At 54.9% G+C, this 16801-nt stretch carries 14 protein-coding genes, 1 tRNA gene and 2 pseudogenes; 9 read left to right on the forward strand and 8 right to left on the reverse strand.

The window, feature by feature from the left end:
- Window positions 1–30: 30 nt before the first annotated feature.
- The 3 genes from GO007_RS24385 (at window position 31) to GO007_RS24395 (ending at window position 2953) form a co-directional block, all read left to right on the forward strand.
- Complete coding sequence (locus GO007_RS24385) at window positions 31–606, forward strand: transcriptional regulator (protein WP_095104556.1); 576 nt, start codon at window positions 31–33, stop codon at window positions 604–606.
- Between the two features lie 68 nt (window positions 607–674).
- On the forward strand, window positions 675–2762 hold the full coding sequence (locus GO007_RS24390) for a DUF1176 domain-containing protein (protein ID WP_095104457.1): 2088 nt from the start codon (window positions 675–677) through the stop codon (window positions 2760–2762).
- Window positions 2763–2877: 115 nt separating this feature from the next.
- A tRNA-Phe gene (locus GO007_RS24395) sits at window positions 2878–2953 on the forward strand.
- Between the two features lie 611 nt (window positions 2954–3564).
- Here GO007_RS24395 and sigJ read toward each other — a convergent pair.
- The 3 genes and pseudogenes from sigJ to GO007_RS29275 form a co-directional block, all read right to left on the reverse strand.
- A complete protein-coding gene (gene sigJ, locus GO007_RS24400) occupies window positions 3565–4464 on the reverse strand; it encodes an RNA polymerase sigma factor SigJ (protein ID WP_095104458.1) in 900 nt (299 codons plus the stop codon).
- Window position 4465: 1 nt separating this feature from the next.
- The gene (locus GO007_RS24405) at window positions 4466–4909 is read right to left on the reverse strand and encodes a carboxymuconolactone decarboxylase family protein (RefSeq protein ID WP_095104460.1); all 444 of its coding nucleotides are present in this window, start codon (window positions 4907–4909) and stop codon (window positions 4466–4468) included.
- Window positions 4910–5616: 707 nt separating this feature from the next.
- Window positions 5617–5723, reverse strand: a pseudogene (locus tag GO007_RS29275) (transposase); the annotation flags it as partial.
- A gap of 231 nt (window positions 5724–5954) precedes the next feature.
- Here GO007_RS29275 and GO007_RS24415 point away from each other — a divergent pair.
- The gene (locus GO007_RS24415) at window positions 5955–6923 is read left to right on the forward strand and encodes a helix-turn-helix transcriptional regulator (RefSeq protein ID WP_095104462.1); all 969 of its coding nucleotides are present in this window, start codon (window positions 5955–5957) and stop codon (window positions 6921–6923) included.
- A gap of 195 nt (window positions 6924–7118) precedes the next feature.
- Window positions 7119–9149 (forward strand): TonB-dependent siderophore receptor, encoded by a 2031-nt coding sequence (locus GO007_RS24420; RefSeq protein WP_370525602.1) that lies wholly within the window; start codon window positions 7119–7121, stop codon window positions 9147–9149.
- Window positions 9150–9249: 100 nt separating this feature from the next.
- On the opposite strand, the gene GO007_RS29620 is transcribed toward GO007_RS24420, so the two are convergent.
- From GO007_RS29620 to GO007_RS24445, 5 genes and pseudogenes are all read right to left on the reverse strand, one after another.
- A complete protein-coding gene (locus GO007_RS29620; RefSeq protein ID WP_223261821.1) occupies window positions 9250–9522 on the reverse strand; it encodes a LysR substrate-binding domain-containing protein in 273 nt (90 codons plus the stop codon).
- Window positions 9523–9535: 13 nt separating this feature from the next.
- Window positions 9536–9727: pseudogene (locus GO007_RS29625) on the reverse strand (hypothetical protein); the annotation flags it as partial.
- Window positions 9728–9856: 129 nt separating this feature from the next.
- Complete coding sequence (locus tag GO007_RS24435) at window positions 9857–10669, reverse strand: MetQ/NlpA family ABC transporter substrate-binding protein (RefSeq protein WP_095104466.1); 813 nt, start codon at window positions 10667–10669, stop codon at window positions 9857–9859.
- A gap of 17 nt (window positions 10670–10686) precedes the next feature.
- Window positions 10687–11355 (reverse strand): methionine ABC transporter permease, encoded by a 669-nt coding sequence (locus GO007_RS24440; protein ID WP_045856968.1) that lies wholly within the window; start codon window positions 11353–11355, stop codon window positions 10687–10689.
- Window positions 11348–12373, reverse strand: coding sequence for a methionine ABC transporter ATP-binding protein (locus GO007_RS24445; RefSeq protein WP_095104468.1), 1026 nt, complete (start codon window positions 12371–12373; stop codon window positions 11348–11350). The genes GO007_RS24440 and GO007_RS24445 overlap by 8 nt, the downstream gene beginning before the upstream one ends.
- Before the next feature lie 740 nt (window positions 12374–13113).
- Here GO007_RS24445 and GO007_RS24450 point away from each other — a divergent pair.
- From GO007_RS24450 to GO007_RS24465, 4 genes are read left to right on the forward strand one after another with little or no spacing between them, the layout of a single operon-like run.
- A complete protein-coding gene (locus GO007_RS24450) occupies window positions 13114–13995 on the forward strand; it encodes a glycine betaine ABC transporter substrate-binding protein (RefSeq protein ID WP_095104471.1) in 882 nt (293 codons plus the stop codon).
- A gap of 9 nt (window positions 13996–14004) precedes the next feature.
- Window positions 14005–15549 carry an HAL/PAL/TAL family ammonia-lyase gene (locus tag GO007_RS24455; protein WP_095104473.1) on the forward strand — a complete coding sequence of 515 codons (1545 nt, stop codon included), beginning with the start codon at window positions 14005–14007 and terminating at the stop codon, window positions 15547–15549.
- A complete protein-coding gene (locus GO007_RS24460; RefSeq protein WP_045856957.1) occupies window positions 15549–16172 on the forward strand; it encodes an ABC transporter permease in 624 nt (207 codons plus the stop codon). Before GO007_RS24455 ends, GO007_RS24460 begins: the two co-directional genes overlap by 1 nt.
- Complete coding sequence (locus GO007_RS24465) at window positions 16169–16801, forward strand: ABC transporter permease (protein ID WP_095104477.1); 633 nt, start codon at window positions 16169–16171, stop codon at window positions 16799–16801. Before GO007_RS24460 ends, GO007_RS24465 begins: the two co-directional genes overlap by 4 nt.

Raw genomic sequence — 16801 nt, forward strand, 5'->3', positions numbered from 1 at the left:
ACTTTAGGAGGTAAAATGGAGGAGAAAATCGTGCAACGTGAAGATGTTCTGGGTGAGGCCATACAAATTCTTGAAATCGAAGGTATTGCTAACACCACGCTGGAGATGGTCGCCGAGCGCGTTGCTTATCCGATCGATGACCTCAAGCGTTTCTGGCCAGACCGCGAAGCGCTCCTGTATGACGCCCTCCGCTATCTCAGCCATCAGGTTGATGCATGGCGTCGCCAGCTGCTGCTGGACGAGACGCTAACGGCGGAGCAGAAGCTGCTGGCGCGCTATGCGGCGCTGACCCGCTGCGTGAGCAATCACCGCTATCCCGGCTGTCTGTTTATTGCTGCCTGCACCTTTTATCCGGATGCCCAGCATCCGATTCATCAGCTGGCTGAACAGCAGAAGCAGGCTTCGCTCGCCTATACGCACGAGCTGCTGACCCAGTTGGAAGTGGACGATCCGGCGATGGTCGCCAAACAGATGGAGCTTATCATCGAAGGCTGTCTGAGCCGCCTGCTGGTGAAGCGCAGCCAGGCCGACGTCGACACCGCCCAGCGCCTGGCGGAAGACATCCTGCGCTTTGCCCAATGTCGAATGGGCGGCGCGCTAACCTGATTCCGATATCTTAACCCATCCTTCGCGCATATAATTTCCCTCTCACCGATATGTTGACAGGGTTTTATATGCGTTCTCTCCTTTGGGTTGCCATCATCGGGCTATGTCCGATATCGCTGCTGGCGGCTCCCGTACAGGGTTTTTCTTTCGCATATAAAGACTGGGAAGTGGCCTGTGATAATACCGGCACCTGCCGGGCCGCGGGTTACGGCATCAACGTCGGTGAGGTCAGCGTCCTGCTGACCCGCGGCGCAGGCCCGGATCAGCGCGTAACCGGCCAGGTGACTTTTGCCCAGACCGATCGTGACATCCCCCCTGACGCCACCGTTCGCCTGCTGATCGACAATCAGGATCGCGGTACGCTGGATGCCAAAGACGACAGCCATTTCCGTTTCGACAGCACGCAAACGGCCGCGCTGATTCAGGCCCTGGAACACGACGGTCACATCGAGATTTCGCTCAACGGAGAGCGCAAATCGCTCTCGAGCGCGGGCAGCAGCGCGGTGTTTCTCAAGATCGACGAATTTCAGCAGCGCCAGGGTACTGCGGATGCGCTGCTGCGCAAAGGGGATGCCGACGATAGCAATACGTTGAACGCGCTGCCCGCCCCGGAGATTATCGCCGCCCCCACGCTCGCCAACGCGCAGCCGGAACCGCTGACCGCCAAACAGCGTCAGCGCTTCCTCCCGGAGCTGATCCCGCTGCTGAATAGCCGCTGTGACGACTGGCAAAACAAAGATATTCCCGCGCAGGAGCGGCAAATCACCGCCACCGTTCTCGATAAAAGCCACTGGCTTCTCCAGGCGCTGTGCTGGCGAGCCGCCTATAACGACGGTTACGCCATGTGGGTGGTGGATAGCGCGCCGCAGGCTAAACCTCAGCCGATCTCCACCGATGCCTCCAGCTATGCCGATGGCGTCATCGCGTTCTTCAGCAAAGGCCGCGGTATCGCCGACTGCGTGAGCGGAGAGGAGCGGGTCTGGAACGGCAAAGCGTTTGTCCAGAGCCTGAAATATACCACCGGCATGTGTCGTGAAATCACGCCCGGCGGGACCTGGATGCTGCCAACCTTCGTCAGCCAGGTGCGTCCTAAGCAGCAGAAAGACGCCGATAATAGCGCGCTCAAAGCGCTGTATAGCGCCGTGCTGAAAGAGCAAAAGGCCAATCCGGAGCTGGAGCTAAATAAAATCGCCGAGCAGTTCCCGCTCACCGGGCACGTCACCAACTTTACGCTGACCTACGCCGACGATACCTTAGTGTCAACAAACAAGCCTTCCGCCGATATTAGCGACGATGAATGGCAGGCGTTTCTTCATTCTGATATCAGCGCTGACTCGGAAAACGGCAAGGTTAGCTTCACGCTTATCGACCTCGATAACGACGGCAGGCGCGATTTAATTATCGACAGCTACGTCGGCGGAACCGGCTTATTCAGCTATACCGGGGTCTTAAAACGCGGTGATGACACCTTCGATAGCGTCAACGGCAGCGATAGCGATGACGACGATGATTTTGACGCCGGCGTGCCCGGCGCGCTGTACTCCCTCAACGGGCGCGGTGCCAACCAGTGGAGTCGGTGGGTCAGAATTAACGGCCAGGTATATGCGCTTTGGTACAACGGCCAGTTTGGCGAGGATAATCTGTATCTGCTGCGTCCGTTCAGCCCGACGGACAGGACCCCTGCGGTGACGATTCGCTACCGCTATACGCTGGATACCATCAGCTCGCCGGAGAAAGACCAGCCGTTAACGCCGGCGCTGAATGCCAGGGATAAGGCGGATTTACTTAAGTCGCTGGAGATCATGCAGGGCAGCCTGCTGAAGGATAAACCGCAAACCGATAGCGACGCGCCGATTTGCCCCATTCCTCCCGGCACCTCCTCCGACGACGCGGATAACTACTACAGCGGCATCCCCTCAAACTATATCTATGAAACGGTGGCCTATATTCCCGTCTGGCTGAATGATAAGTGCTTCATAGGCACGATTTTTAGCCACCACGGAACCTACCGCCACGGCGTCGATGCGGAGATTACCATCAGCTCTCCGCGCGAAGATGAAGAGGTGATCGGCGACTATACCCTTTCCGGCTTACGCCACGTCATCTCTGCGGTTAGCGGCTGGAAAATCCGTCAGGGCGACAACGGTATGATGTGAATTATGGCCAAAACGCGGCTTCCGATGCAAAACTGCCGTAAAGTTAAGCAATCGGCAGGAAAATCAAGAAATGTGGTTGACGCGCGAAGTGTATTACGGTTTAATTCGCCCCGTTGCCCGGATAGCTCAGTCGGTAGAGCAGGGGATTGAAAATCCCCGTGTCCTTGGTTCGATTCCGAGTCCGGGCACCACTATTCAGAGAACCCAGCCTATGGCTGGGTTTTTGCATTTCTGCGGCCGGACTCTCCATCGAACTGCGTTCGATTATTCGCCGCCAGCGGCTCACCCCTTCGGGGCCGGCGCGACAGGCGCGCCGTTCAACGCCTTCGGCGTTAGTCCGAGCCGGGCACCACTATTCAGAGAACCCAGCCTATGGCTGGGTTTTTGCATTTCTACGGCCGGACTCTCCATCGAACTGCGTTCGATTATTCGCCGCCAGCGGCTCACCCCTTCGGGGCCGGCGCGGCAGGCGCGCCGTTCAACGCCTTCGGCGTTAGTCCGAGTCCGGGCACCACTGTTCAGAGAACCCGCCCAAAAGGCGGGTTTTTGCGTTTCTGCGGCCGGACTCTCCATCGAACTACGAAGGATTTCGTCTGCGCCAGCACTTCCACTCCGGCACGATGGTTAACCCCGTGACAGTAATGCCAGCCCTGCATCAGCCCCGTTGCCACACAGGAGATCCACAACCTGCGGCGACGGGAGTGATAAAGCCACTGGCCGTTTTCACTTGCCAGGTTAGGCTCTAAAAACAGAACGTCACGAAACCCGTTGTGTTTTATCCAGTGACTGGAACATCGCATTTTTAGCGCAGGGGTATTTCCCATAAACGTCCGAGTCGTGAAAGCTTGTCCGGGTTGCGTACAATAAATATCTGCGCAAGATGGCCATCGATATCAAGAGCAAAACTGACTGCCGCTGCGATATGGTTTTGGTCAAAGAGCAAAACGCCTTGCAGGCCGTTGATGCGCGCGGGTCGCCATTCATAGGTTCGCCAAAACGCAGACAGTTTACCGCCGATGAACTCAAGAACGTCGATTTTGCCGATAATCGGTGTCAGATTGGCGGAAACTTTGCCGCCGCCATCAGCTCTGAGCGCAATATCTTCTGACAGCAGAGCAGAAAGCGGTTTGATATTCCCGGTTTCCACCGCGGCTTTGAAAGAGGCAAGCAACGCTTCCTGCCGTTCCTCTGGAATAACGCTACATACCTGCGGGTGGCCAACCTTTTCCCGCGCACGTGACACCAGTTTACGACAGGTTGCCTCTTCTGCGTCCAGAGTTATGGCAAGATCTGCATAGGGGAGGTCAAAGATATCATGAAGCAAATACGCCGCACGTTCGCGGGGCGTAAGCCTTTCGAGCAGTAGCATAAAGGCCATTGATAGCGATGATGAAAGGTCCAGCATTTGCTGCTCGGATGTTTCAACGGCCATTGTCTGAAGAGGTTCCGGAAGCCAAACGCCGATATAGTCAGTGCGAGCCTGCTGCGCGCCGCGCAGCAGATCAAGGCAGCGACGAGTACAGACCGTAGTCAGCCAGGCAGCTGGATTCAGGATTGGGCGGCGATCCACATGCAGCCACTTAATAAAGGTGTCTTGCACAGCATCTTCCGCATCGGCCAAAGAGCCTAAAATGCGATAGGCGAGGCCGTTCAGAAACGGCCTTCTGGATTCGAACAGATCTGCGTACTTTTCGTCTTGCATATTAATGGCCGGAAATATGGATTCTATTCCAAAGATTTATCATAGTGATATTGGCGGTCAGCGCACTAATTTCCTCCTCAGAAAAGTGCTCACGCAACTCCGCGCGCAGAGGGCCATAATCGGTGTGACGTTCAAGCCGCGTTAGCGCCTCCGTCCAGGCTAACGCCGCCCGTTCGCGAGGCGTGAAATCATCGACATGCCTCCATACTATCAAGCTGTCCAGACGAGCATCGGTTTCACCGTCCTCGCGTGCCTCTTTAGTATGCATTTTGACACAGTAGCCACAGCCGTTGATTTGCGAAGCACACAACAACACGAGATGGTAGATCTTACGTTCCAGACCGTGCGAGTCGATACTGCCATGCACTTTCAGCAGGGCGGAGAAAACATTGGCAATAGTTTGCGAGTGATTTACCGGGGCGGTATTCATTAAAGGTGTCGACATTTCAATTCCTCATTTATGTAGTTAGCACATAAAGATGACGAATGAGAGAGGTGAGTTGTGACCGTCCGGACAATAAAATTTATTAGCTCAGACCTGATCTGACAGTTACCGGTTATTTATACAGGTGCCTTTTCCAGCTCTCAGGAATGAAATCCCGTGAAGCTGACGGGGAATCTTTCGTAGCTTCTTACAATACATCTCACGGATAGTATCGAGGGCGTCATTAAGAGGTAAGGCGGCCGGAGTGCCCCTCAGTTACAGGGCCGAACCGGCAGCAACTGGCCAGTATCCTGCAGCAGCTGGCATCCACAATGTGATATCCAGCGCGTGGCCGTTCAGAAGTCAGAAGGTCATGTAAAACCACATCCATACATTGATAAGGAACGGCGCGGATTTAATAAAACGACCGTGGCGGTCGCTAACAAAAACGCGAGAATAATCTGGTCGATGCTGAAAAATGAGACCGAGTATCAGGCAGTGGGAAGTTACTACCCGGCCAGAAAAGTTGCAGCGTACTGAGAAATGGCGACAGGTTGCACCTGCACAATCGGAACCTGATTTTTATACTGGCCTTTGAGGCCGTCCAGTTGTTGAAGCGATTGCGTACGGATTACCCATTTGGGCACAGATTTTCCTGATGCCGGATAGATGTAAGTAACAACCCAAAACCAGATTCAGTACTTGCAAAACAGAAGTAGTCCATGGATGTAAAATGTTGTCTCGGAAATCCCCATCTTTCTGCAGACTTCCCCGACGCGGGTGCCGGTTTCAGCGCAAATGCAATCTGTTCTTCGGTATAGCGGATCTTTTTCATGGCAATAAGCCTCTCTGTGAGCAGGAATAAAGACCGGACACTTCAGTTTAGACTGGCACTGTTTTCAGGGAGGAGATCAAGTCCAAAAATGACTCTGAGGTGGCTGTTAAACCCGTGGCGATTCAAAAGAATCGCCGATATAAGTGAGAATAATTATCGTTTCCTCTTGTTCGTTATATCTCTTTGGTCTGATAATACTTCACTATCGTTTCCTGATTTCCTGTGACGAACATGACCAATCATCACGCCGCCACGCCGTCGGCGCAATCATTCTTAGTTGAAGACTTCTTAGATTTTGGCGAACGTTATGGAATCGACTATCGTTTTCCGGCGCTTTCGTCGCGCTACAGTAGCGATAAAGATCGGCGCATTGTCGTACGGGGGAGCGTTGAAGAGATGCTGCTGCCATCCGGCATTCGGCTCACCCATTCCCACGTGCAGGTTATGCAGCCGTATGAATCCACTTCGCTGCGTAGTTCACCGATGTACACGCTAATTATTCTGGAGGGCTGCTTACGCATTCGTCTGGGAGAACGGTATTTTATCGTGCGTCCGGGGATGGCGCTAACCACCCGATTAGGCGAGCAATGGGTGATGAATGTCAGTCATCTGGCGGATACGCAGTTGAAGACGATAGTGCTGGGATTCTCTCCTGAGACCCTGCAGCTATTGCCGGCAATGACTGAGCTGCTATTCGAATGGGGGCAGATGAAATGTCCTTGTTATCTGTGGTCTGTGCCGGAGTACTTACTGGCCGGCATCCATGCCGCTCTGGCGTCCAACTCCCCGCTCATAACACGCCAGTTAATGTTGAACGGAGTGGCGATGCAGGTTCTGGGGCATGCAATGACGGCGGAATGTCCGGTATCGCCCCTGTTCTCTCCCGGCGAGTGGGGACGGCTTGAAAGCGTACGCCAGCGACTGGAACAGCAGCCACAACAAGAGCATACGCTGTGTGAGCTGGCGCGCAACGCGGCAATGAGCCCCAGCAGTCTGAGCGCCAAGTTTCGTCAGGCGTATGGCGACTCGGTGTTCGATTACCTACGTGACTGTAGACTGGCGCTGGCGTATCACCATCTGCAACAGGGTTACAGCGTCCAGCAGGCGGCCTGGATGTCCGGCTATCAACACGCCACGAATTTTGCCACTGCTTTTCGCCGCCGCTACGGTATCGCGCCAAGCGCGGTACGCAATAGTTAACCCTCTTTTGTTGTTGCTCATACATAACTCATCGCCGCGCATAGCCTGAAAACGGCACGATGCAGTGATAATGACGTTTCCTGCGCTTTAAATAATGAGGATTTGATAATGGGGATCGCCTTTACGCTGAAACGTTCTGTTTTTTTGTGTGGTCTGGCAGCCACCGTTCCCTCCTGCGGCTTTGCCGAAGATAGCATGACGGTTATTGGCTCTGCAGTGGACTCTGCGGATGCACCAACCAGCGGCTACACGGTTACCAGCAGTAAAGGAGCGACCAAAACAGACAAACCGTTGATCACCACCGGGCAGTCGATTTCAGTCATTACCCGTCAACAGATGGAAGATCAAGGCGCTTTAACTGTCAATGAAGCGCTGAACTACACCGCCGGAGCTTTCACCAACTTTGCCGGCGCGGCAACGCGCTATGACACGGTGTCTCTGCGAGGGTTCCACGGTAGCGACGTTGACAACGTTTTCCTCGATGGTCTGCGGCTGATGAGTGATGCCGGTAGTTATAACGTGTTACAAGTCGACCCCTGGTTCCTGGAACGTATTGACGTGATTAAAGGGCCGTCCTCCGCACTGTATGGTCAGACTGTCCCTGGAGGTCTGGTGATGGAGACCTCAAAAAATCCGCTGTTCACAGAACAGGGTCATATACGCCTGCTTGGCGGCAGCAATAACACCAAAGGGGCCGCTTTTGATTACACCAACGCGATTAACGATCAGCTGGCGTTTCGCCTGACTGGCCTGACGCGTTCCAGCGATACACAGTACCAGCACACGCGTGAAGAAAAATACGCCATTTCTCCGTCGCTGCTCTGGCAACCCGGTGAAGATACCTCGCTACTACTGCGAGCCTATCTGGAAAAAGCGCCTTCCGGGGGTTACCACAGCGCTGTACCGGGCGAAGGCAGCATTACCGAACATAACGGCTATAAACTGAGTAATGGTTTCTATGATGGCGACAGTAGCCTCGATCAGTTTAAACGCCGCCAGCAGATCTATAGTCTGGCGTTTGCGCATCGCTTCAACGAAACCTGGGCGTTCCGCACTAATGCCAGTTATTCCCACTCTAATGTCGATCTCGATCAGGTGTATCAGATAGGCTGGGACTCCAGCAATTCGGACTTGTTGAATCGCTACTATTCCGGCTCGCGGTCATCCCTGGACGCCTGGGCGATCGATAACCAGTTGGAAGCGGACTTCAACACCGGTGATCTCCAGCATAAAGTCGTGCTCGGCGCGGAATACCATCAGTACAAAAACGATCTCAGAGACGCGAGTGGCTACGCTAATCAGTTGAACGCCCGTACAGGGGAAGCCGTAGGAGCCCGTTATAATTACGACTTCTATGGCAGTCAGCGGCGTTACTATCAGACGGGGATATATCTGCAGGATGAGGCGGTGTGGAACCGTTGGCATTTGGATCTTTCTGGCCGCTATGACCGCATTGTGTCACAGACGGATACCTACTCAACCGGTGTAAAACATCGCCGTCAGGACGACAATGTCGGCGGCCGAGCTTCATTGCTTTATGCTTTCGACCACGGTATTTCACCTTACGTCAGCTATAGTCAGGCTATTACGCCACAGTCGCTGTCCGGGCAGGACGGCAGTATCCTGAAACCCACCACCGCAGAGCAGTATGAAGTCGGGGTGAAATACCAGCCGGTCGGTACCAGGGATCTCTACAGCATTGCGATATACGATCTGACCCAGAAAGACGTGGGGAATCGCATCGTACGTGAGGCTTACTACGAGCCGGTAGGGAAAGTGCATTCGCAAGGGATCGAGCTGGAAGCGCATAACCAGCTGACGTCGAATTTGAGCATCATCGCCAGTTATACCTTAAGCCGGGTGCGCTTTAAGGACGCGGTTGACGGCAACGATGGCCACACACCGTACCTGTCCCCCAACTCTATGGCTTCCGCCTGGGGGCGCTACCAGTTTGATTACGGTTTGTCCGCAGGCGCAGGCGTGCGCTACATCGGTAAACAGTGGGCTGATAACGAAAACAGTACCCGTTTAGCGTCTGTCACGCTGATGGATGCTTCCGTACGCGCGGATCTCGGAGCCTGGAACAGCAGTCTGAAAGGAGCCTGGCTACAGGTGAACGCTAATAACTTGACCGATCGTAAATATGTGGCCGCCTGCTACGGTACCGGCTATTGCTACTGGGGAGCGGAACGCGCCATCGTTGCCACCGTGGGTTACGATTTCTGATCTTTAGCGCCTTGAGCCCTTCGATAACCAGGGTATCCATACCTGTAGCTGGAAGGGTCGTTAAGCAGCAAACTGTAACGGTGTGACTGCTCCTCGCTGTTTATGGCGGGAAGCAGTCGCTGTTCAGATATCTTCGCAACTCATCAATAAATGTTCGAACACGCGCTGGTAGATGTCTGCGGCTGGGATATATGACATGGACGGCGAGCTCTGCCGCACTTATTCCCGGCAAAACTTCTACCAGCTTGCCTTCGCTCAGTCCCCGTTTCACAACAAAGGGGGGGCAAGAGTCCGATCCCATTCCTTCCGTCGCTGCGGCCCGGATGGGGGGGAATTCACCAGCGGGGAGTACATGCAGATGACCGCCGCTCAAAACGTGGCGATGAGTTACGGGCGTTAACCCCCCGATGTGGGCTGATATTTATCGTAGCCCGGAGGTAGGACATTTCGGCGTTGAGAGCCGCCTCAACGCCGATTTTCTTCAGGAGGAGAGCGAACTGGCTGAGATCTTCAGGGATTTTGAGATTTTTGGCCAGTTCGTTAGCCAGAGCCTGCAACTGTTTTTTTGTCCATAACACAACCTGTTTTTGATGGTGGATTGAACCTATCAAAATCAGGCAATGACACAATCTTATGTACAGGCTCACAAGGCCGGCTTTTCCATGCTATTTCAGTTCCCCCAGTCCGAAACCTCAGACGGTAAAAACTCAGTTACTGACAGGGATCACCGCGCCTTTATACTTAGTGCGGATCCAATCCTGAATCTCTTTTGAGTGCAGCACGGCCACCAGTGCCTTAATATCCGGCTTATTCTCATCACCGCGGTGCACGGTAATAATATTAGCATACGGGTTATTCTCACCGCTCTCTACCGCGATAGGATCTTTAACTGGGTTAAGGCCCGCATCAATCGCATAGTTGGCGTTAATCACCACCGCATCGCCTTCATCATTGTTATACATCTGCGGCAGCAACGCGCCCTCAACGTTAGGCAGGAACTTCAGGTGCTTCGGGTTTTCAACGATGTCGGTAATGCGCGCATCGATCTTGCTCACGCCTGGCTTCAGCTTAATCACGCCCTCTTTCTCAAAGATAGACAGAATCCGCCCCTCTTCCGCCACCGCATCACGCATAATCACTTTGCCGTTCTCCGGCAGGTCTTTCAGTGACTTAAACTTCCTGGAATAGATACCGATTGGCTCGATATGAATTGCGCCCGCGCTGACAAAATCATAGGTCTTATCGCCCGCGTGATCTTTCAGTACGCTGTTCAGATACGGAATATGCTGGAAATAGTTAGCATCTATATCATGGCTCGCCAACGCAGTGTTCGGCAGGATGTAATCCTGGAACGGTTTGATCTCCAGATCGATACCCTGCTTCGCCAGAATTGGCTTCGCTTGCTCCAGAATTTCAGCGTGCGGTACGTTGGATGCGCCAACGGTCAACGTGTCCGCCCATGCGCTGAGGCTCATGGCACCCAGGGTTGCTGCAGCCAGCAGCGTCAGTGTTTTTTTCATTTAGATTTTCCTAAAAGTTAACGTTTATCGAGCCATGTGGTCAGAACATCACCTAAAAACTGGATGACAAAAACAATCACCAGAATCATTACCGTCGCTACCAGAGTTACATCACCGTGGTTACGTTGAAAACCCTCAAGATATGCCAGATTACCCAGGCCACCTGCGCCAATGACGCCTGCCATCGCGCTGTAGCTCACCAGCGCAATCAGCGTCACGGTAATACCGGAAACCAGGGCGGGCGAAGACTCCGGCAACAGCACGCGGAAAATCAGCGTACTCAACCGCGCGCCCATTGAGCGCGACGCTTCAATCACGCCTTTATCCACTTCGCGCAGGCCAATCTCCACCAGACGGGCATAGAACGGTGCCGCACCTACAATCAGCGCGGGCAGCGCTGCGTTTGCGCCGAGAATGGTGCCAATCAGCGTTTTGGTAAACGGGATCAGCAAAACGATCAAAATAATGAAAGGAATGGAGCGGAACACATTTACCAGAATGGAAATCACGCCGTAGATGGCGCGGTTCTGGAACAGGCCACCGCGCGCAGTCAGAAACAGCGCCAGTCCAAACAGGATGCCAAGCACAAAGGTCGCCAACCCGGAAAGTGCAGTCATATACAGCGTTTCACCGGTGGCTGCCCACAGCTGGTCAACTTTCAAATGCGGGAACAGAGACTCAAACATGTTTTACCACCTCGGTTGAAATTTCATGGGCGTGCAGATCGGCCAGAATGCTTTCCAGCTGCGTGCCAGAGGCAGGAACCTGCAGCCACAGCTCACCAAAGGTGCCGTTGGCAGTTTGCATCATCTTTCCGTGCAAAATATTAAATGGCAGGGCGTACTTCAGTATCAACTCACCGACGATCGGCTGCTGAGTGTTCTGCCCAACGAAGGTCAGTTTCAGCACAGATCCCGCCCCAGCATCCACCAGGTCAGCATTAAACGGAGTATCGGCGCTGCTGTATACGGCGGTCTGTTTCACGAACTGGCGGGTGATTGGCTGCTGCGGGTGGGTAAAGACTGACAATACCTCGCCCTCTTCCACAATGCGGCCCGCTTCCATCACCGCCACGCGATGACAGATTTTGCGTACCACATGCATCTCGTGAGTGATCAGCACAATGGTCAGCTTCAACTTGCGGTTGATATCCAGCAGCAGATCGAGGATCGCGTCGGTAGTCTGAGGGTCAAGCGCCGAGGTAGCCTCATCGCACAGCAGTACATCCGGGCTGTTGGCCAGCGCACGGGCAATCCCCACTCGCTGCTTCTGACCGCCGCTCAACTGGGAGGGATAAGCACGTTCTTTACCGCTCAGGCCGACCAACTCAATTAGCTCCCGCACCCGGCGCTGGATCATCGCCTTTGGTGCCCCGGCAATTTGCAACGAGAAGGCGATGTTTTCACTTACGGTACGCGACCAAAGCAAATTAAAATGCTGGAACACCATGCTGATTTTCAGCCGTGCCCGGCGCAGCACTTCGCCGCTGGCCTGAGCAATATCCTGGCCGCTAATCATCACACAGCCGGAAGTGGGTTTTTCCAGGCCGTTCAACAGGCGAATTAGGGTACTTTTCCCCGCACCGCTGTAGCCGATAATCCCGTAAATCTGGCCCTGTTCAACCTGCATACTGACGTTGTCAACGGCGGTAACCTGACCGGAACGGACATTAAATATTTTAGAAACGTTGCGTAAAACTATCATCCATCTCCAGCCTGTTTTCTGCCGTCACATCAGCAAATATATTGATTAATTAAACTGATTATTATATGTGAATTATTGATAGAACTAATTCCCAAATGATATTAAGCAGGAAGGAAACTATTGGAAATGACTGAAATGATATGAATTATATCTATAAAGAATATAAACGTAGCTATTGAACCTCTGGCGTTCTGAAAACAGGGGATTTTGGGACAGGGCTGCAACGAAATGATTGCACCACTGGACGGTGGCGCTGAATGTGGTATCAGACCGGCATTTGCACTTCTATGAACTCCTATTTTTTTGATTCAACAGGCTGGCGTAAAAAGTCTTTCCGATCGACAACTGGAATAACCCTCAGATGTTAACTGACAGCAAGATCCGCTCAGCAAAACCTCTCGTAAAATTATACAAACTCCCCGACTCGCAAGGCCTCAGTACCGACCAGCGGCACTAAGCTATAGTATTTCCGCTATAGCCTCAGGGATAAAGAACGCCGTCTGGGCTTTGGCCTCGACCCTCAAACCATGCTGGCAGAAACCCACGCAGATAAAACTCTCAGCTGCCTGAAACGCCTATCTGGAGTACTTATTTAGCGAGGAGAGAATCAACAGAGCTTGCTTTGCAATTTTCGTTATAAGAAAGAATGAATTTCTATTTCATCCCTCATCCTTATGCTGCTAGCTTCGCTGGTTTGTATATACAAGTAAATTCATGCTTTTTTTTCGGAGATACCGGGGATGAACATAAAAAACAAACTGGCAGCATCCTGGCTGGCGCTGGGTCTGATTACCGTGCAGGCGCAGGCAGCAGATTTCGTTGTTGGCAGTAAAAACTTTACCGAACAATATATCCTGGCGGAAATTTATGCCCGTGCGCTGGAGCAGTCGGGCCTCTCCGTTGAGCGTAAAACAAACCTGGGCGGAACCTTAATCGCCCACGCGGCTCTGCTGAAAGGCGAAATTGATATGTATCCGGAATATACCGGTACGGCGCTCAGCGCGGTGGTGAAAGGCACTCCCTCCTCCGACGCCGCACAGGTATTTAAACAGGTCAGCGACGCCTACCAGCAGCAATACCATCTTACCTGGCTACAGCCTGCCCGCGTGAACAACGGCTACGCGCTGCTGGTTAGCAAACAGACGGCAGAAAAATACCACCTGAAAACGCTCTCCGATCTCGCTAAAGCCGCTCCGCAACTGACTATTGGGGCAGGCGCAGAGTTTGGCGATCGCCAGGACGGTCTGAAAGGGCTGGAGCAAACCTATGGCATTAAATTTAAAGCCTTCCGCCAGTTTGCCAAAGTCGGCCTGCGTTACGACGCCCTTGCTGCCGGGCAAATCGACGTAGCAAACGGCTTTGCCACCGACTGGCAAATCGCTGAAAACCAGTACGTTGCGCTTGACGATGACAAACACCTCTTCCCTCCTTACGAAGTTGCGCCGGTTGTGCGCGACGCGGCGCTGCAGGCGCATCCCCAGGTTCGCGACATTTTAAATAACGTCAGCCAACTGCTTGATAACGCCACCATGCAAAAACTGAATGCGGAAGTGGAAAAGAATAAAGAAGAACCGAGCGATGTGGCGGAAGACTTTTTGCGCAAAAAGGGCCTAATCAAATAGGGTACGATCGTGACAACGACACTTATGCTGGGTGATGCACCGCTCACGCTTGAAGACGTGCGGGCGGTCGCCGACTGCGGCCAGACTGTCGCGCTGGGAACGCAGGCGCAGCAGGCCATTGGCGCATCTTTTGATTTTCTGATGCGCAGCATCAGCGCCGGAAAGCGTATCTATGGAGTCACCACCGGACTCGGCGCAAATGTCGATACCACGGTACTGCACGCGCAGGGCGGCCGCCACGATGAGGATCTGCTACAGGCAATTCAGCGGCGAATCCCGCTGGCGCGGGCAGTGGGCGTAGGGCCGCAGGCAACGCCTGCACAGGTCCGCGCGATAATGCTGGCGCGTCTTGCGGGCCTGGCACAGGGCGCATCGGGCATTTCTTTGCCCGTGGTGCAGACGTTGCTGGCCTTTCTCAACGAAGGTATTCATCCCCGAGTTCCGCTTATCGGTTCGATCGGCGAAGCGGATCTCGCGCCGCTGGCGCATATCGGCCGTGCGCTCGTTGCCGATGGCGAGGCCGAATATCGGGGCTCGGTGGAATCGGTCTCCACATTGCTGAACCAGACTAGAGTGGCGCCTGCACCGCTGCGCGGAAAAGACGGGCTGGCGCTTGTCTCATCCAATGCCGCAAGCGTCGGCCTCGGTGCGCTGCTTCTGCTGGATATAGCCCGGTTAATAAACGCTCACGCGGGTGCCATAGCGCTCTCGTTTGAATCGTTTCGCGCCAACGTTACGCCGCTAACGCCCTGGGCGGCGCGAATGCGCCCTGCGCCGCAGCAGGCAGAAACCGCCGCCTGGCTGCTGTCGCTTCTGGATGGCAGCCCGCTGCTCCAGCCCGACGGCGCACGCGCCTTGCAGGATCCGCTCAGCTTCCGCTGCGTCGCACCGGTGCTGGCCTGCGTGCGCCACGCCTGGCTAAATGCGCGCGCGGCGGTCGAACTGGAACTCAACAGCGCCGACGACAACCCCGGCCTGCTGGCAGAGCCGGAACTGGTGCTGGCAAATGCCAATTTTGACGTCACGCATCTGGCGCTGGCGCTGGAAAGCCTCGGGCTGGCCCTCGCCCGCCATGCCGCGTGCAGCGGTGAACGCATCATGAAACTGATGTCGCCCGCCGCCAGCGGCCTGCCGCGTTTTCTCACCCGCCACACCGGGCAGACAGGTTTCGCCACGCTGCAAAAAACGGTTTCCGCACTGGTCAGCGATATCGCGCACCATGCCCAGCCGCTCTCCCCACTGACAATACCGGTGGCCGATCGGGTTGAAGATTACGCCTCGCAGGCAATGGGCATCGTAGCCAAAACCACGCGACTCATGGAAAGCCTACGCTATCTGGTAGCAATTGAACTTTTGGTGGCTGCGCAGGCGCTGGATCTTCAGGAGGCCCCGCAGCCCGGGCGCTATGCAGCGGCGCTACATGACAAAATCCGCGCCCGGGTGGCGCCGCTGGATGAAGACCGCGCCAGCGCTGGCGACATTTCCATTCTGGCCGACGCGATAATGCAGCCGGAATGGCTTGCAGGCCAGGCCGTATTGCTGGAGACCTCCTGATGCGCTGGGCGACACGACACTATGACGACATTCTACTGGCGCTCTGGCAGCACCTGGTACTGGTCGGCGCCGCGATGCTGATGGCGTTCGTTATTTCGCTGTTTCTCGGCATTACCACCGCCCGCCGCCCGCGGCTGTACGCGCTGGTGATGACGGTAACCGGCATGATTTTTTCCATTCCTGGGCTGGCGCTATTCGCCCTGCTCATTCCGTGGCTCGGCATCGGCATGCTGCCGGCTATCGTCGGATTGACGGCCTATGCGCTGATGATCCTCACCCGCAATATTGCTGCCGGTTTTCACGCTGTTCCGCTGGACGTCCGCGAAGCGGCGCGGGGAATGGGGTACGGCACCTGGCGCAATCTGCGCGAAGTGGAGCTGCCGCTGGCGCTACCGTTCATCATCACCGGCCTGCGCATTGCCACCACCACGCTTATCGGCATCGCTACGGTCGCGGCATATATCAACGCCGGTGGGCTTGGCTCGATTATTCTCGCCGGGCTGGATCAGCGCTATCCGGAGAAAATATTTATCGGCGGCGGATTAACGTCACTGCTGGCGATCGGCGCGGATCTGTTTTTTGTCCGGCTCCAGCGGCGTATTTCACAAGGGAGAAGCCAATGATAACGCAGGCATGGCAATGGGTGCTGGATAACCAGCCGCTGTTCTGGCAGGCGGTGTGGCAGCATCTGACGATGTGTGGGCTTGCGCTCAGCATCGCCCTGATTATTGCGATCCCGACGGGTGTGCTGATCGCAAACCTCCCTCGCCTCGCCTTTATCATCACCAGCGGCACCAGCACGCTGCGGACGATCCCAAGCCTTGCGATCCTTGCGGCAGTTATGCCGTTTCTCGGCATTGGCCTGCTGCCCTCGGTCGTCGCGCTGGTGGTGCTGGCCGTGCCGCCGATTTTGCTCAACACGTGCACCAGCATTCAGTCCGTTAACCCGGATACGCTCTCAGCGGCGCACGGCATGGGGCTCACCCCCTGGCAGGTAACAGGCAGAATCGTGCTGCCTTTGGCGGCCCCCGGTATCCTCGCCGGCTGTCGTACCGCCGCCGTACAGGTGGTCGGCGGAGCGGCACTGGCGTCATTTATCGGCGGCGGCGGTCTGGGTGATTTTGTCACCACCGGCATTGCCATCATGGACATGTCGCGCCTGTTAGTAGGCGCGGTGCCAATTATTCTGCTCGCTGTGGGTATCGAAGCGCTTTTCGCCCTGCTAGAGCGTCTGTGTTATCGACCTGGTTAA

Origin of the sequence: Klebsiella sp. 10-1, from assembly GCF_009758445.1 — a bacterium.
Lineage (GTDB): Bacteria > Pseudomonadota > Gammaproteobacteria > Enterobacterales > Enterobacteriaceae > Klebsiella > Klebsiella scottii.

What these genes read in the sequence shown, in the direction of transcription:
- GO007_RS24390 (WP_095104457.1), top strand. Translation starts at nt 675, where the DNA reads ATGCGTTCTCTCCTTTGGGTTGCCATCATCGGGCTATGTCCGATATCG.
- sigJ (WP_095104458.1), bottom strand. Translation starts at nt 4,464, where the DNA reads ATGCAAGACGAAAAGTACGCAGATCTGTTCGAATCCAGAAGGCCGTTT.
- GO007_RS24405 (WP_095104460.1), bottom strand. Translation starts at nt 4,909, where the DNA reads ATGTCGACACCTTTAATGAATACCGCCCCGGTAAATCACTCGCAAACT.
- GO007_RS24415 (WP_095104462.1), top strand. Translation starts at nt 5,955, where the DNA reads ATGACCAATCATCACGCCGCCACGCCGTCGGCGCAATCATTCTTAGTT.
- GO007_RS24420 (WP_370525602.1), top strand. Translation starts at nt 7,119, where the DNA reads ATGACGGTTATTGGCTCTGCAGTGGACTCTGCGGATGCACCAACCAGC.
- GO007_RS24435 (WP_095104466.1), bottom strand. Translation starts at nt 10,669, where the DNA reads ATGAAAAAAACACTGACGCTGCTGGCTGCAGCAACCCTGGGTGCCATG.
- GO007_RS24440 (WP_045856968.1), bottom strand. Translation starts at nt 11,355, where the DNA reads ATGTTTGAGTCTCTGTTCCCGCATTTGAAAGTTGACCAGCTGTGGGCA.
- GO007_RS24445 (WP_095104468.1), bottom strand. Translation starts at nt 12,373, where the DNA reads ATGATAGTTTTACGCAACGTTTCTAAAATATTTAATGTCCGTTCCGGT.
- GO007_RS24450 (WP_095104471.1), top strand. Translation starts at nt 13,114, where the DNA reads ATGAACATAAAAAACAAACTGGCAGCATCCTGGCTGGCGCTGGGTCTG.
- GO007_RS24460 (WP_045856957.1), top strand. Translation starts at nt 15,549, where the DNA reads ATGCGCTGGGCGACACGACACTATGACGACATTCTACTGGCGCTCTGG.
- GO007_RS24465 (WP_095104477.1), top strand. Translation starts at nt 16,169, where the DNA reads ATGATAACGCAGGCATGGCAATGGGTGCTGGATAACCAGCCGCTGTTC.